Annotated in this window: 14 protein-coding genes and 1 pseudogene; 3 read left to right on the top strand and 12 right to left on the bottom strand. The window is 68.4% G+C overall.

Translation table 11 applies throughout. The features are described from left to right. Positions 1-23: 23 nt before the first annotated feature. The 3 genes from MAY35_RS08615 to MAY35_RS08605 all read right to left on the bottom strand — a co-directional run bounded on the left by MAY35_RS08615 (position 24) and on the right by MAY35_RS08605 (position 2,458). The gene (locus tag MAY35_RS08615; protein WP_238420733.1) at positions 24-1,199 is read right to left on the bottom strand and encodes an MAB_1171c family putative transporter; all 1,176 of its coding nucleotides are present in this window, start codon (positions 1,197-1,199) and stop codon (positions 24-26) included. A 7-nt stretch (positions 1,200-1,206) separates the two neighbouring features. Then, the gene (locus MAY35_RS08610) at positions 1,207-1,713 is read right to left on the bottom strand and encodes a hypothetical protein (protein ID WP_238420731.1); all 507 of its coding nucleotides are present in this window, start codon (positions 1,711-1,713) and stop codon (positions 1,207-1,209) included. A gap of 169 nt (positions 1,714-1,882) precedes the next feature. Next, complete coding sequence (locus tag MAY35_RS08605) at positions 1,883-2,458, bottom strand: XRE family transcriptional regulator (RefSeq protein ID WP_238420729.1); 576 nt, start codon at positions 2,456-2,458, stop codon at positions 1,883-1,885. Positions 2,459-2,750: 292 nt separating this feature from the next. On the opposite strand from MAY35_RS08605, the gene MAY35_RS08600 reads away from it, so the two are divergent. Beyond that, a complete protein-coding gene (locus MAY35_RS08600) occupies positions 2,751-3,755 on the top strand; it encodes a hypothetical protein (RefSeq protein WP_238420727.1) in 1,005 nt (334 codons plus the stop codon). A 23-nt stretch (positions 3,756-3,778) separates the two neighbouring features. Here MAY35_RS08600 and MAY35_RS08595 read toward each other — a convergent pair whose 3' ends face one another. Then, positions 3,779-5,431 (bottom strand): TM0106 family RecB-like putative nuclease, encoded by a 1,653-nt coding sequence (locus MAY35_RS08595; RefSeq protein ID WP_238420724.1) that lies wholly within the window; start codon positions 5,429-5,431, stop codon positions 3,779-3,781. A gap of 172 nt (positions 5,432-5,603) precedes the next feature. Between MAY35_RS08595 and MAY35_RS08590 the strand changes: the two genes are divergently transcribed. Together MAY35_RS08590 and MAY35_RS08585 are read left to right on the top strand one after the other, a co-directional pair. Then, positions 5,604-6,296 carry a DUF6474 family protein gene (locus MAY35_RS08590; RefSeq protein ID WP_238420721.1) on the top strand — a complete coding sequence of 231 codons (693 nt, stop codon included), beginning with the start codon at positions 5,604-5,606 and terminating at the stop codon, positions 6,294-6,296. 139 nt (positions 6,297-6,435) lie between these two features. Continuing rightward, complete coding sequence (locus MAY35_RS08585) at positions 6,436-7,167, top strand: hypothetical protein (protein WP_238420719.1); 732 nt, start codon at positions 6,436-6,438, stop codon at positions 7,165-7,167. A gap of 9 nt (positions 7,168-7,176) precedes the next feature. Here MAY35_RS08585 and MAY35_RS08580 read toward each other — a convergent pair whose 3' ends face one another. The 8 genes and pseudogenes from MAY35_RS08580 to MAY35_RS08545 all read right to left on the bottom strand — a co-directional run bounded on the left by MAY35_RS08580 (position 7,177) and on the right by MAY35_RS08545 (position 14,983). Then, positions 7,177-8,577: an acyl-CoA desaturase gene (locus MAY35_RS08580; protein WP_238420717.1), complete on the bottom strand. Its 1,401-nt coding sequence runs from the start codon at positions 8,575-8,577 to the stop codon at positions 7,177-7,179. Between the two features lie 15 nt (positions 8,578-8,592). Then, positions 8,593-9,690 (bottom strand): ferredoxin reductase, encoded by a 1,098-nt coding sequence (locus tag MAY35_RS08575; RefSeq protein WP_238420714.1) that lies wholly within the window; start codon positions 9,688-9,690, stop codon positions 8,593-8,595. A gap of 306 nt (positions 9,691-9,996) precedes the next feature. Then, positions 9,997-10,854 (bottom strand): alpha/beta fold hydrolase, encoded by an 858-nt coding sequence (locus MAY35_RS08570; protein ID WP_238420712.1) that lies wholly within the window; start codon positions 10,852-10,854, stop codon positions 9,997-9,999. Positions 10,855-10,868: 14 nt separating this feature from the next. Beyond that, positions 10,869-11,057, bottom strand: a pseudogene (locus MAY35_RS08565) (cyclase family protein); the annotation flags it as partial. A gap of 203 nt (positions 11,058-11,260) precedes the next feature. Further along, the gene (locus tag MAY35_RS08560; RefSeq protein ID WP_238420710.1) at positions 11,261-12,814 is read right to left on the bottom strand and encodes a succinic semialdehyde dehydrogenase; all 1,554 of its coding nucleotides are present in this window, start codon (positions 12,812-12,814) and stop codon (positions 11,261-11,263) included. Between the two features lie 53 nt (positions 12,815-12,867). After that, entirely contained in the window at positions 12,868-13,356 is a 489-nt protein-coding gene (gene rraA / locus MAY35_RS08555) for a ribonuclease E activity regulator RraA (RefSeq protein ID WP_238420708.1), read from the bottom strand. Between the two features lie 33 nt (positions 13,357-13,389). Next, entirely contained in the window at positions 13,390-14,316 is a 927-nt protein-coding gene (locus MAY35_RS08550) for an alpha/beta fold hydrolase (RefSeq protein ID WP_238420705.1), read from the bottom strand. 52 nt (positions 14,317-14,368) lie between these two features. Beyond that, positions 14,369-14,983 (bottom strand): sigma-70 family RNA polymerase sigma factor, encoded by a 615-nt coding sequence (locus tag MAY35_RS08545; RefSeq protein ID WP_238420703.1) that lies wholly within the window; start codon positions 14,981-14,983, stop codon positions 14,369-14,371. Positions 14,984-15,058 lie beyond the last annotated feature (75 nt).

Genomic DNA, 15,058 nt, shown 5'->3' with positions numbered 1-15,058 from the left:
AATAGCAGGAGCCGGTTGACCGTTCAGCGGTCGGCCGGCTCTTCTGCTCCCCGGCGGGCGCCCAGCGCACGCGCGATGTCGACGAGCGGCGCCGCGTCGCCCTCCAGACCGTCTCCTTCGGCGGGGAGGAGGTCGCGCACGGCGCCTCCGCCGGCCCCTGCGCGTGCATGCTCGTCGACAGCCGACACCAACAACCGCGACTGCACCTCGGGATCGGCGTACTCGAACACGGGCGGCAGATGACCGCTGATCTGTGTCAACGCATCTCGGATCTCGACGACCCGGCGGTGCAACCGGGTCGTGGGGGTGTGGTGTCCGGGCTCCGGAAGGACCACTTCGGGTACGGCCCCGGTCAGCAACCGCCACAGCGGCTCGAGTTCGGCGTCGAGACGACGCCGGCGCCGGTTCGCGGCCATTGTCTGCACCCGGGCGTAGACCATCGGATAGCTGATCCCCAGCAGGAACGCGATGACCCCGACGACCGCGACGACCCGGTTGGTCGTGAGAAGCCACGGTGAGCGGACGACGTTCGTGGCGGACACGATGACGAACACGATCTGGCAGACCGCCCCGACCGCGAGGCAACCCAGCCCCGTCATCAGCAGTCCCAGCGACACCCGGAGATAACCGTCCGCGGTCGCGAAGAACTTGCGCACGCTGTTGACGCAGGCGAGGAAACCATAGGTGAGGTACCCGCTGGCGATCAGCATGAAGAGCGCGAAGCCCCAGTTCTGGACCGTCCATTCGTCGATCGTCGCGGTCCGGATCTCGACGGGGATGACCAGCATGGTGACCTGCAGACCGATCAGCGACATCACCAGCGGCAGCGCCTCCCACCCTGCCCGGCGCTCGCGGGTCACCTGTCCCGGGAAGAAGAACACGACGACCAGCGCCGCGACACCGATCGCGAGCAGTGCATAGAACGCCACCCGCGACGCACCCGCGAACCCGACGGCGTTCAGCGCATCGGCCACTGAGTCGTCGACGACGACGAACGCCAGCGTCAACGCCGCGACCGCCACCATCATCGCCAAGGGCTGCAGCCCCCACCCGCCACGCCTGATCTGATCGAGCCGCCAGCAGAACGCGAAGGCGAAGACGACCGCGGCGACCGCGTTCACCGCCCCGATCCCGACATCGACACCCGACGCCACGTGTACGACCATCGGACCCCCGCCCTCGACAGCGCTCGTCATCATCCCCGGCTCACAACCAACCCCGGTGCCCGCCGAGAAGTCTCTGCAGACCGCGCAACTCCTCGTGGGATGCGGTGCTCCCGACGGAGGTGCGAGCGTCCTCCGCCCAGCTCAGGATCATCGACGCCAGCATCTCGGCTTCCCACTCGGGGTCGTCGGCGTAGCAGGTGCGACGTAGAGCCGCGTCCGACTCGTCTGAGGTCAGCGCGCCCCCGGAGCCGACCTCGCCGAGAATCTGGTGCCCGGCGACGAGATGGCCGAACTCGTGGATGACGATCTGGTCGCGGTGCAGCCGCGAGGTGTTCGCCTGGTAGAAGAAGTAGTCCGCGTCGGACGCCGCCAACCAGATCCCGTTGGGCACCCCGGCGGGCAGCGGGTGGGCGATGAGACGGATGGGGCGGCCGCGGCGTTCGCCGTAGCGATCGCACAGCTGCGTCACGTCGAGAGGCAGATCGAGATCGAGCCCTCTCAACGTGGAGCGAACCAGCGCGCGTAGCGCACGTTCCGACCGACGCATGGGCTCATCGAATCATGCGCACCCGCAATGACGCGATCCACGTCCACAAAGAACGTCGAGTCACGCACACCTCGACCGTCTTCCACCGCGCTCGTCGTCGTGGCGCTTCGTCCTGGGCCGACACCCCTCGGTCCAGATTCGCGAGCGTTTCCCGAGCGATCGGCGGAGGTCAGTCCTCCGGACGGTCTCCGACGACGCGGAGTCGCGAGTCGGCCGACGGCTTGCTGTCGCTGAGTCCCGCGGCGATGACGTCCGGCGGATCCTTCGGCAGACCCTGCTGCTCACGCAGCACCTTGATCAGCTCGTTGACCACTGTGACCGAATCGCTCGACAGCCCGGCCAGCCGGAATGCCGCCAACTGCACGTTCGTGTCGGCCTGCAACCGCATCAGATCGATCTCGTCGCGGGTCCGTTGCGCCGCCCGGTCCTCGAGGAAGTAGTGCACATCGACGCCGAATGCGGCCGCGATGCCCTCCACCGTCCGGAACGACGGGGACTTGGCTTTCCCCGACCGCAGTTGACTGAGATACGACTCCCCCAGCCTGAACCCCCGCTCGGTCGATCGCGCCGCGATCGCCTTGGCGCTGTACGCCCGACCGTTCGGACCCGGAACGGTCCGGAACAGTTCCTCGAGTCGCCGGGCGAACAGCCCGGGATCGAGAGCATCCGACTCGCCCGTTTTCGAACGATCGGAGTCGGTGCGTCCGGTGTCGCCCATAGGCTTCTCCGCCCCTCCTGAAGTCATGACACTCTTCTCCGAAACGCAAAATTTGAATTTGCAAACATTAAAGCCCGCTGTACACGGCCGTGGCAACGGTCGCTACGATCAGAAAGTACCGGACCGTCACACTCAGTGCGTATCACCTGTGAAGATGGTGTAACGATCGTTAGTGTGGCGTTCTTCACATTGTTGGGGGTCATGGGTTGCCGACACGCATCGGGCTGGTGAACATTCGGCTCCGGCACGCGACACGACGCCGCCCTGCACGCGCTTCTCGCGCCTCGATCTACCCCACCGACTGTACGCCTGACGAACGATGACCCACCGCGTCCCCACTCCTCCGTCGGACCGCTCTGCGCGACGTACCCTCGCCGCACTCGTCGCCGTCGTCACCGTGTGCGCACTCATCTGCCTCGCGCCCGGCGTCGCCTCGACGGCCCCGTCCGATCCAGCAGCCGGCGACTCGGACTCGGCCGGGATGTTCGACGACCCGACCGGCGCCGACACCGACACCGACACCGAGTCCACGGACGGCGACCCGACCGATGTCGACGCCACGGGCACGGACTCGACCGACCCGGAGGACGATCCCGACATTTCCGGGTCGGCAAGCGCCGAGACAACCGACACAGAGACAACCGACACAGCGACGACCGACGCGGAAACGACCGGCGAGCACTCCCCGAGCCATCCGTGGCATCCGGGCCACGGCGACGACTGCGAGTCGTCCACCGAGACGACTGAAACGACCGAGACGACCGAGACGACCGAGACCACGTCGAGCGGCGGCGCCGACCCCGACACCACGACCCGCCGGAGCCGCACCCCGAAGACGTCACCGCCGTCGACGACCGGCCCGTCGTCGGAAACCAGCGGTTCCGACCCCGACGGGATCCCACCGGGTCCGCGGGAGGTCCCGACCGCCGACCCGCCGAGCGGGACACCATCGGGCCCGGAACCCGGGACCACTCCGAGCGGCCCGGGTCAGGCACCCACGGTCGACCGACTCGATCCACGTCCCGCCGACGCCCGCGATGGCGACACGGTCATCCCCAGCCCAGACGACAACAACACCGACGACAACAACTCAGATAACAACTCAGATAACACCGACGACGACAACCGCGCGACGACCGGGAGCGCGCAGGGCCCGACGAACGGGCCACCCCAGGCCTCGCCCGGGCCGACCGACGATTCGACCCTGACGGCGATGCGCACCTTCCTCGTCGGCGTCGCGCCGGGCGCACTGCTCCTTCTCGGGGCGGTGGCGCTGTTCGGCAGCGGCGCGTTCCTCGACTCACTGCGCTCGATGCGACCCTGACGGTCGGTCGGAGCCGGACGCTCTCACTCGGCGGGTTGGCGCGCGAGCAGGTCGCGCTCGTGCGGAGCCTGCTCGGCCGCCCCGTCAGAGATCCACTCGCGCAACACTTTCGTCGCACGTACGTCGTCCTCGTTGTATTCGAGGAGCCGGGTACGCTGCCCCTCGTCGGCGCGGCCCCCACCGAGAGCGACTGCCGCCCGGTACCACTCCATCGAGGCCTCACCGCTCGCGTCCTCGTCCCGCCAGGCGAAACCGGCCACGGGCGCGACCCGCTTGAGCCCCTTGCCGTGCGGGCAGATGAAGTTCTCGCCGACCGCCTCGTAGATGTCGACCCATTCCGGTGATCCGATGAACGCCTCGACCTCGGCGCGGGACGGTATCCCCGGTTCGCCGGCGAAGCGGTCGGCCGAACCGAGCAGCCACCGGTTCTCCGCCTGCTGCGAGTAGCAGTACGCCGCGAAGGTCTGACCGGCATCGTGAGCCGCGGCCCGCTCGGCCATCAACCATCCCCAGAACTCGGCGAACGAGCGCGCTTCGTCGCGCGTCGGCAACGGGTCCCAGGTCACGAAGGGGCGGTACACGACCGGTACGGACTCATCGGTCGTATCGGTGCGCAGCGTGCCCCACAGATATGCGCCGTGCTCGCCGTAGCTCTCCATGTCGACGTCGATCTCGATGTCGGCGCGGTGAACCCGGGGCGAGTCGAGCCGGCGCACCAGTTCGGTACCGGTGAGCCACGCGATCGCGCCGATGACGGCGTCCCCGAACCGCACCGCGCCCGGCCAACCCTCCGGCGGCGCGCCACGCTGGGCGGCGAGCTGGTCGATCGTGGTGATCCCGGCGTCGATCAGCACCGCGCCCTGGTTTCCGGTCGCGACCAGGCTCACGTCGTGCCGGGCCTCGAGCTCCGGCCCGCACTTGACCCACCACGGACACGACCGACACTCGGAGATCCGCCGGGGGCCGGTCTCGACCCTCCCGGCCGCGATGGCCAGTCGATGGTCGAGGACCTGCTGGTAGTCGTCCAGCATCGCCCCGGTGTCGTGGACGACGATGCAGTCGGCATCGACGCCGATCACGCCACCGCGCAACTCGGACCGGTCGGCCGACGACGCCCTGCCCATCTCGACGAGCATCGCGGTCAGCTGCGCGAGGCGCAGATTGTCTCGCCGGTTGGGCCTCCCCGTGCGATAGGGATCCGGCGACGGCGCCCACGTCCAGAACGGACTCGTGACGAGCGTGGGCGGCCGGCCGGCCGGGTCCGGCGCCGTTTTCGCGGGCTGAGTCACCCGGTGATTGACGACGATGACGGGGATGTACCCGTCGCCGCGCCGCACGAGCAGCTCGGCGTGGCCGCGTCGGCCGTGTGTCTCGTCGGTCGGCAGCGTCGCGTTCCAGATCCACGATGCCCCGCTGTCGCAGGCGCGCAGGGTGGCGGCCACCCGGTCGGCGCTGGTCATCCCCGGATCGACGATGACGAATGCTCCGGGCTGGTCGCTGTGGACCGCACGGAGCAGTTCGCGGACAGCCGCCCGATGATCGGCGGCTGCCTCCTTACGACGCTGCACCCCCGGCGGGTCGGGTTCGGTGCCCGGTCGTCGGTCGTGGGAGAAATCGAGCGCCACCCGATGCTCGCAACCGGCCAGATCGCGCGGCGACAACACCACAGGGGCCACGCCATCCCTTTCTCGGCTCGAGCGGTCGGACACGTGGTCGGATACAACCACATGTCATGCTTGTACTTGTTATCACGCACGGCCGGCGGCGGGAGCAGCACGAGCGCCCGAACCGGAGCGAGCGGACCGGGGAGTCGCAGCGGTCTTCTCGGCAGCAGCGAAAGGTCATTCGATGGGATTGTTCTCCTCCGACGGCAGGACTCGTGCTCAGCGCAAGGCTGAGGCGAAGGCTCTCAAGGCAAAAGCCAAGCTCGAGGCGAAGTTCGACGCCAAGACCCGACGGAAGGAACAGAAGGCTCGCCGCAAGACCGAGCACAAATACTTCCAGAAGGAGATGAAGGCCGAGCGCAAGACCGCCAAGCAGCTCGCGAAGTCTCAGCAGAAGATGAGCAAGGCCGAAGCCGAGAAGCTGACCGCGGAGGCGAAGGCCGTGGCCGATGCCAAGGCACTGAGCCCGACCAGCGTGAAGCGTTACCTCACCGTCGCGCGCCTCGTCGCGCCGATCGCGGCCCCCATCGTCTACCGCGCCGCCGTCGCTGGTCGGGCACAGATCTCGGCGTTGCAGGCCAGCCGCGCCGGCGTCTCCCCAGAGGTGCTGCGCCAGTACAGCGGTCACGGCGCGACGCTGTCGGCACGCATCGCGACCACCCGCACGGCCCTGGAGAAGGTCGTCGCGCAGGACACGAGTCCCGACGCCAAGGACTTCGTCGCCGCGATGACCAAGCGTCTCGACAACCTGACCATCGCGGTCGAGACCGCGGAGACCATGTCGGCCGGCCAGCGCCGGACCGCTCATCAGTCGATCGACAGCGAACTCGTGGCGATCGACGCCGACATCCTCGCCCGTCTCGGCGTCCGTTCCTGACCACACGCCCGCGACGCGTGGGATGCTCGCCGACCCTCGTGGCGGCCCAGAGCAGACCCACTAGGATGGTCACCACGCGTCGCGCGGCGCGCCCGGGTTCCTCATCGGGCGCGCGCAGGACACACCGAGGGAGCGCCGAATGACCGAACCGGAGCCGAACGACACGCCGTCCGAGGGCGCGCCTTCCGACAACGCGCCGTCGCCGGGTACGACCCCCGACACCGGCGAGCAGACCCTGTTCCCGATGCCGGGCGAGTCCGGTTCCGAGACTTCGCAACCCGCGACAGCAGCATCCGGCACACCGTCGGAGACGCCGGCACCGGCCGCGAAGAAGGCTCCCGAGAAGAAGGCCAAGAAAGCTCCCGCGAAAAAGGCACCGGCGAAGAAGCCGGGCCTCGAGAAGAAGCCTGTCGCCGAGAAGTCCGCGTCGCCCGCGAAGCCAGACCCGGAGAAGGGTGCCCCCGCCCCGGAGGTCGCACAGGCCGAGGCGTCGGCGGGAACCGGCGACGACAAGCCGCCGGCGAAGAAGGCGGCCAAGAAGACCCCGGCGGGCAAGGCTCCGGCAAAGAAGGCACCGGCGAAGAAGGCGGCCGCGGGCGTCGCACCCGCCAAGAAGTCGGCGTCGAAGAAGGCACCTGCGAAGAAGACCCCGCCCAAGTCGGCGCCGCCCGCACCCGAGGCCCCGTCGACCCCGGACCGCCCGGCGGTCGACGTGGTCGCCGAATCCGATGCCGCGCGTGCGACTTTCGCGCAGCTGCGGTCGGGTGCACCCACCGAGCCGGCGACCATCAACCTGACGCCGGCCTACGCGGGAATCGCGGCGGCGGTCGCGTTCGTCGTCTTCGTCGTCCTCCGCCGCGTCCTGCGCTGACGCCGGCCGCTAGCGCGGCGGTGGCGACACCTCGACGCCTCCCGACTCGTGCTCAGGACCGGCATTCGGATGCTCGGCGGGGAGTCGACCCCGGAACCGAGCGGCTTCACTGACGCGGGGCTCGCCGACGCTGGAGTGCGGCGGACGACGATAGGGACCGGGCTTGGGTCGTGCCTGTCCGCCCGGGAGGGCAAGCCGCGCGATGGTCCGGTGCACCTGGCCCCACTGCTGACCGAAAGGTCCTGTGTTGTAGGGCAATCCGTACCGCTCGCAGATGTCCTTCACCTTGGGGGCCACTTCCGAGTACCGCGTACTCGGCATGTCGGGATACAGGTGGTGCTCCACCTGATAACCGAGGTTGCCGCTGATGACGTGGAACAGCGGACTCCCCTCGATGTTGGCCGCACCCACCAGTTGTCGGACATACCAACCACCGCGGGTCTCGTCCTCGACCTCGTCCTGGCTGAATGTGTATGTCTGGTCCGGGAAGTGACCGCAGAAGATGATGGCGTGCGCCCACACGTTCCGGATGATGTTCGCGGTGAAATCCGCGGTCAGCGTACGGAGGAAGGTACTCTCGGCTCCCGGCAGCGCGCGGTCGGCGGCGTCGGCCACGGAGCTGATCCGCTTGCCGCCGACACGACGCAGCATGGTGCCGATCCGGGACGTCGCCGGCTGGCGGATGCCGCCGCGGGTCGCGGCCTGGGTGAGCAGGAACGCCCCCGCACTGATCGCGGGCCAGCCGATGTAGTCCTTGACGACCTGCCGGCGCATCTTCACCGCGATGCCCTTCAGATCGGCGATCAGCTCGGACGTCGGCTTCTCCCCGCGGCGGATCGCCTCCAGATCGAGGTCGTGGAGTGCGACGCCCCACTCGAAGAACGCGGTCAGCAGCAGGTTGTAGAACGGCTGCAGCAGGTAGACGGGATGCCACTTCTGGTTCGGGTCGATCCGCATGATCTCGTACCCGAGATCCTTGTCCTTGCCGCGGATGTTGGTGAAGGTGTGGTGGATGTAGTTGTGCGAGTGCTTCCACGCCTCGGCGGTCGACGCGGTGTCCCAGTCCCACACCGACGAATGGATGTACGGATCGTTCATCCAGTCCCACTGGCCGTGCATGACGTTGTGGCCGATCTCCATGTTCTCCAGGATCTTGGCCATGCCCAGGCATGCGGTGCCCGCGACCCACGCGCCTCTCGACCGCGAGTTGAGCAGCACGATCCTGCCCAGCGCGGCCAGCTGACGCTGGGTGGCGATGACCGTCTTGATGTACCGACGGTCGCGGTCGCCGAGGTCGCCGTAGACCTCGTCGTGGATCGCGTCGAACTCCTCGGCCAGGCGCTCGATGGTCTCGGCGTCCAGGTGGGCCAGCGGGCTCGTCACACGCCGGCCGGAATCGGTGGCTGTCATATGGTGTCCTTCCGGTCAGAGGTCGACATCGACGTCGCCCTCGGCAGTGTTGACGCAGATACGGATGCTCTGCCCCTCCGGGGAGCTCACCTCGCCGGTGCGTAGATCGCGGATGTTGCCCTGTTTGAGCACTCCCGTACATGTGTGGCAGATACCGATCCGGCAGCCGAACTTGAGCTCCAGACCGTTCTCCTCACCCGCGACGAGGATCGGGGTACCCGGCTCGCACGCCGCTTCGGATTTGCTGCGCAGGAACCGGACTGTGCCGCCCTCCCCCTCCCCGGCATTCCCACCGATGATCGGTTGAAACCGCTCGAGATGGATCTTGTCGGCGACGCCCTCGGACTCCCAGTGCTCGACGAGCGCGTCGAGCATCTCGCTCGGACCGGAGCACATCGTCTCCCGCTCACGCCAGTCGGGACACAGTTCGTCGAGGTCGGAGGCCTTGACGCGACCATCCCGGCCAGTGATCCGCAGGATGAGGTCGAAGCCGTCCTGGCGGTCGTCCATCGACTCGAGGTCGGCCCGGAACATGACCTGGTCGTCGCTGTGCGCGGAGTGGATGGCGACCACGTCGTCGAGGCGATCGCGGTGGTCGAGGTCGCGCAGCATGCTCATGATCGGTGTGATCCCGCTGCCCGCGCTGATGAACAGCATCTTCGCCGGGAGCGGATCGGGAAGAGTGAAGACTCCCTCGATCTCGCCCAGCCGGACGATCTCACCCGGCCGGATCCCGCGGACCAGGTACGGCGACACCGTCCCCTCCTCGACCAGCTTCGGGGTCACGGAGATCAACCCGTCTCGTGGCTCGGGGTCTGACGTCAAAGAATATGCACGCCAATGGAACACGCCGTCGATGACCACGCCGAGCCGGACGTACTGCCCCGGTAGGTGGCCGGGCCATTCGTAACCCGGCCTGATCCACACGGTCGACGCGTCGACGCCCTCCGGACGGACCTCCTCCACCCGGCCACGCAGCTCGCGCGTGGTCCAGAGCGGGTTGATGAGTTCGAGGTAGTCGTCGGGGTGAAGGGGGTTGAACAGGTGCCGGATCGCACCGAGGAAACCTCGCCGCAACGGCGATACCTTGGGAGTTGCGCCGCGCTCAGCCATGGGCACGCGCCAGTGGGGAATCGATTCTTGTCACGAGACCTCGTCCGGGTGGTCGTGGATAGTCTCTCGTTCCTACGCGCTGCTGCATAGTCGAACCCGAGCTGTACGCCGACCATACGTCCTCGGGCACCGGGCAGGCGCTCACTCGCCGGAATCCGCGGTCGCGCAACGGAACCGGACGCACTACGGCACTCCGGGAGCTGACCGCGGCCTCGGCTGACGTCCCGGGCCGACCGTGTGAGATGGGAACCACGCCGAAGCCATTACCCACCGGAGAGCCGGGTCACACCTCGGCGGCGTATCCCGTCATCCGGATGCGTGCTCGTCGGACCGGGTGACCCGGTCCAGGATCGCCTCCGCGACGTCCCGGGGCCGCGATTCGGGCAGCCAGTGGTCGGCGCCGTGCAGGACGATGAACTCGTACGGCGCCTCGACCCACCCCGAGGTGAGTTCGGCCCCGACCCTGCCCAGGGCGATGTCGGCGTCGCCCCACACGAAGGTGGTCGGGACGCGCACGCGTCTCGGAGCCGCCCCGCTGTCGCGGAGGAACATCGCGCGGTACCAGCCGAGAGCTCCCGGCAGGGCGCCGTACTCCCCGATCTCGTCGGCGACCCGCGAGGCGAACGGCTCGGGGAGCCCCATCCGGGCGCCGAAGTCCGGTTGGGTGCGCATCGCCCATCCGAGGAGACGCTCCGGAACCACCGGGATCTGGAAGGCCAGCATGTACCAGGAGCGGCGGAGCTGGCCTCGCGGCATGGCCTGGGCAAAGGCACCCGGGTGTGGGACAGACAAGGCCGTCAACGTCCGCACCCGGTCGGGATGATGCGCCGCCATCGTCCAGGCGACCGCCGACCCCCAGTCGTGTCCCACGACGTGGGCCCGCTCGATCCCGGCCGCATCGAGGAGCGCGAGCGCGTCCGCGACCAGTTCCGACTGCCGGTACTCCCGCCGTCTCGTCGGTCGGGCTCCGGGTGAGTACCCGCGCTGGTCCGGAGCGATCGTGCGGAAACCCTTGTCGTGCAACAGCGGGACGACCCTCTCCCACGACGAGGCGCGCTGTGGGAACCCGTGGAGGAGCAGTACGGGTTCTCCGTCGATCGGCCCGGTGTCGACGACGTCGAACGTGTGCATTCCGCGTGTGAAACCGTCGATCCGGGTTGTCATCGATCGTTCCTCCCTCATGCCGTCGCGAGGACGCGCGCCGGACCGCCTGTGCCACCGGCGAACCGAGGTGCCCCGACGATCACCGTCGCCCCCGACACGGGAACGGCGTCCAGGTTCGCCAGCGCCTCGACGGCATACCGCCCACTGCCGAGGATCGCGGTGTGCGCGGCCGTCGCACCGCGGATGTCAAGCCCCACGGTGTCGATTGACGGGGTCTCTGCGCATGCGTCGGCTCCGAGTCACACGGTTACCGTAGCCGCGCTCACACGCAGGAGCGCGACAACCGCCGACACGGCGCCGAGGAAGTGACGTCGCATGCGACCTCGTTCCGGCTACGCGACCTCGATCGAGGTCGCGGGTACGGATCGAGATCGCGTGCGACATCGATTGAGTTGGGCCAGAGTCCTCAGCGTCCGGGCAGATACTTCAGCGCGCGCACTGCGGTCGGGGTGATCGCGCGGTAGATGCTGGTGGGGACCACGGGCATACGGTCGATGCCGATGAAGCGCTGCTCGGCGATCGTCTGCGGCTCGGTGTACTTGAGCAGACCCTCGTCGCCGTGGCGGCGCCCCATCCCGGAGATGCCCATGCCGCCCATCGGCGCCGCGGTCGAGGCCCAGGCCGCGGCGTAACCCTCGTTGATGTTCACGGTTCCGGCGCGCAACTGCTCGGCGACGGCCTGCGCTTCGGCACTGCTTCCCGCGAAGACGCTCGCGTTGAGGCCGTAGTCGGTGTCGTTCGCGAGCTTGATGGCCTCGTCGGTGGAGTCCACGGGGTAGATGGACACGACCGGACCGAAGGTCTCGTTGCCGAAGCACACCATGTCGTCGGTGACGTCGGCGAGGACCGTCGGCTCGAAGAAGAACGGCCCGAGATCGGCGCGGCGTTTGCCGCCCGCGAGCACTTTCGCACCCTTGGCGACGGCATCCTCGACGTGTGCCTCGGCGGTGTCGATCTGCGCGGCCGACGCCAGCGAACCCATGTCGGCGCTGAAGTCGTAGGACGCCGACAGCGTCATCGACGACACGAAGGCCGCGAAGCGGTCGGCGAATTCGTCGGCGATCTTCTTGTCGACGTAGATCCGCTCGATCGAGATGCACAACTGCCCGGAGTTCGAGAAGGCCGCGCGGGCGGCACCACGAACCGCGTTCGCGATGTCGGCGCTGGCGGTGACGACCATCGGGTTCTTGCCACCGAGTTCGGCGGAGAACCCGATCAGCCGACGCCCGGCCTGTTCGGCGAGGGTGGCTCCGGTCTCCGACGACCCGGTGAACATCACGTAGTCGGTCGAGGCCATGATCGCCTGTCCCACAACGCCTCCGGGGCCCGGGACCACGGCGTACAGTTCGCGCGGCAGGCCCGCCTCGTAGAGCAGTTCGGCCAATGCCAGTGCGCAGTACGGGGTCTGGCTGTCGGGCTTGATCACGACGCCGTTGCCGGCGATGAGTGCCGCCACGGCGTCCGAGGCGGCAAGCGTGAGCGGGTAGTTCCAGGGGCTGATGATGCCGACCACGCCCTTGGGGAGGTAGCGAACTCGGACACTCGTCGCGCCCGGCAGCATTCCCTTCACCTTGCGGTCGGCCAGCAGCTTCGGCCCGTTCGTCGCGTAATGCCGCGCGGTGATCGCGACGTCGATGACCTCTTCCTGCGCGTAGATACGGGCCTTGCCCGTCTCGGCCTGCGCGATGTCCATCAGCGCCGTGGAGTTGCGGTGGACGAGGTCGGAGAAGCGGTCGATGACGGCAGCCCGTTCGGCCGGTGTGCGCGCCGCCCACCCCTCCTGCGCCTGCCGGGCCCGTGCCACGGCAGCCTCGAGGTCGGCGGCGGTCGCCACCGGGATCGTCGCCATCTCGGTGCCGCTGAAGGCTTCCAGGACGGAACGGGTGGGTCGACTCGCGGCGTCGTCGATGGCGACGAGCGCACCCAGGCGAGCGAAGTAGTCGGTGGTGGGCTTCGGCATGTCGGTGCTCCTCAGCGCGGGCGGTCGGGATGGAACGGACAGGACTGTCGAGGTCAGCTATCCGGCGAGACGAGCACGATGCCGTCGTCGTCGGAGTACACGACGTCGCCGGGAGTGAAGGTCTCGCCGCCGATCGTCAGCGGGACGTCGCGCTCACCGGCACCGGTCTTGGTGGACTTGCGCGGGTTGGTGCCCAGCGCCTTCACACCGATGGCCATCCCGCCGATGGTCGAGGCGTCGCGGATGGCCCCGTTGACGATGATCCCGACCCAGCCGTTGGACCGGCCGAGCTCGGCGATGATGTCGCCGACCAGGGCGGTGTGTACCGAGGCGTCCCCGTCGACGACCAGCACGCCCCCGGGGTTGGATTCACCGAGAATCGACTTGAGCAGGGCGTTGTCCTGGAAGCATTTGACGGTCGTCACCCGGCCGACGAACTCACGGGTGCCGCCGAACTGCCTGAACTGGGTGTCGCAGCTACGCACGTCGGCGCCGATCTCGTCGACGAGGTCGGCCGTCGGGGTGAAGGTCAGCTCACTCATGCGACCAGTTTAGGTGTAACCGCAAGTAGCTGGTTACTCGCGGGTAGGGTCACCGTGGTCGATCCGCGGTCGGCACGCGTCGTCGATGATCTCGGCAACGTCGTCGGGCCGTTCCGAGACGAGAAAATGCCGGGCGCGGGGCAGCACGGCGACTTCCTGGGCGTCCAGCACCCTCGCATACCGCTGCTGCTTCCACTCCCAGAACTCCCGCCACCCGGGCAGGTTCGACGACGCGACGACCACGATTATCGGGACCCTGGGCATCGGTCTGTCACGCCGCAGCCCCCGCAGCGTCTGGTTCATCGCCCCGAACGCGGCGTTCTCGACGAGGAGCGCGAGCAGATGCGGCGGCTGCCCGAAGATCCGTGCGCTCCACCGCCGCTGCAGTTCACCGCGTCCCTCCGGTGGTGCGGGCACCACCCGGGTCCAGACCTGCAGACTCGGCCAGCGGCGGATGCCCACGCGACTCGTGACCGCTCGCGCCGCCCCGATCAGTCGGTGGGCGTTGCCGATTCGGAACGACAACGGGACGAGACGCCATGGCACGAGCGCGAACGAACCGTCGAGCACGACCACGCCCGCAGTCCGCTCCGGATACTGCCGCGCGAACGCCTCCACGTAGAGGGACGCCAGCGAATGACCCACCACGACAACGGGTTCGCGGACGCCACGCGCGTCGAGCACCGCAGCCATCCGTTCCACCTCCCCGAGCAGCGACGGGTGATGGCGTCGGCCGACGGGACTCGAGAGGCCGTACCCGGGCCGGTCGTACCGCAGGACGCGCCACGACGACGCCAACCTGGCCACCAGGGGATCGAGGTCGAACCAGTTGCTTCCCAGCGCCGCCATCAGCAGGAGCGGCGGACCGGACCCTTCGTCGAGCACATGTAGTCGATGGTCACCGGCGGTGACGAACACACCCGGCGCGGAGCCGTCTGCGGCGGGTGAGGACTCTTGCACCCGAACCAGTGTGCCCGATTTCGAGCTGCCCGGTCGCCCGGTACCGAGACTCTCAGCGCTCGCGCTGCGACTCCATGCACTTGCGCAGACGTTTGAGCCCGTCCCTGATCCGGGACTTGGTGGTGGGCAGCGCCGTGTCCGTCCGCTCGGCCACCTCCGGATAGGTCAGTCCTCCGAAGTACGACATCTCGATGCTCTCCCGCTGTAGTTGCGTGAGTTGTCCGAGGCAGGTGCGGAGGACTCCCGACTCGGCCGCCCGAACCACCGTCTCGAGCGGAATGTTGCGCGGCGCTTCGGGTTCCGCGGCTCGCACCCCGTACTCGGACAACCGCTCGGTCTGGGTGGTCTCGCTGCGGACGCGGTCGACGGCTCGGCGGTGGGCGATGGTCATCATCCAGGTGATCACCGATCCGCGCGAGGGGTCGTAGTCACCGGCCTTCAGCCAGTACTGCAGATAGGCTTCCTGGACCACTTCCTGGGCATACTCCCGGTCGCGCACGATGCGGACGGCGAGACCGTAGATACGCGAACTGGTCAGGTCGTAGAGACGCGCGAATGCGTCCCGATCCCCGACGGACACCGAGGCGAGGAGCGCGCGCAGATGCTGCGCATCGCCCCCTCCCCCCGGGACGGCCTCCGCGACCGTGTTGCTCTCGTCCGGCGCCACGGGTTCAGATGCTACGGGGTCGGAGAAGTGACACGGGTTCCGGCGACGACGATGTGTCGTAGCCGTGATGGGCGT

Origin of the sequence: Gordonia sp. 'Campus' (genome assembly GCF_022206305.1) — a bacterium.
Lineage (GTDB): Bacteria > Actinomycetota > Actinomycetes > Mycobacteriales > Mycobacteriaceae > Gordonia.
This window is presented reverse-complemented; position numbering and strand designations above follow the sequence as displayed.

Bases quoted from the DNA above. Each gene is read 5' to 3' on its own strand.
- MAY35_RS08615 (WP_238420733.1), bottom strand. From the start codon at position 1,199: ATGATGACGAGCGCTGTCGAGGGCGGGGGTCCGATGGTCGTACACGTG.
- MAY35_RS08610 (WP_238420731.1), bottom strand. From the start codon at position 1,713: ATGCGTCGGTCGGAACGTGCGCTACGCGCGCTGGTTCGCTCCACGTTG.
- MAY35_RS08605 (WP_238420729.1), bottom strand. From the start codon at position 2,458: ATGACTTCAGGAGGGGCGGAGAAGCCTATGGGCGACACCGGACGCACC.
- MAY35_RS08600 (WP_238420727.1), top strand. From the start codon at position 2,751: ATGACCCACCGCGTCCCCACTCCTCCGTCGGACCGCTCTGCGCGACGT.
- MAY35_RS08590 (WP_238420721.1), top strand. From the start codon at position 5,604: ATGGGATTGTTCTCCTCCGACGGCAGGACTCGTGCTCAGCGCAAGGCT.
- MAY35_RS08585 (WP_238420719.1), top strand. From the start codon at position 6,436: ATGACCGAACCGGAGCCGAACGACACGCCGTCCGAGGGCGCGCCTTCC.
- MAY35_RS08580 (WP_238420717.1), bottom strand. From the start codon at position 8,577: ATGACAGCCACCGATTCCGGCCGGCGTGTGACGAGCCCGCTGGCCCAC.
- MAY35_RS08575 (WP_238420714.1), bottom strand. From the start codon at position 9,690: ATGGCTGAGCGCGGCGCAACTCCCAAGGTATCGCCGTTGCGGCGAGGT.
- MAY35_RS08570 (WP_238420712.1), bottom strand. From the start codon at position 10,854: ATGACAACCCGGATCGACGGTTTCACACGCGGAATGCACACGTTCGAC.
- MAY35_RS08560 (WP_238420710.1), bottom strand. From the start codon at position 12,814: ATGCCGAAGCCCACCACCGACTACTTCGCTCGCCTGGGTGCGCTCGTC.
- rraA (WP_238420708.1), bottom strand. From the start codon at position 13,356: ATGAGTGAGCTGACCTTCACCCCGACGGCCGACCTCGTCGACGAGATC.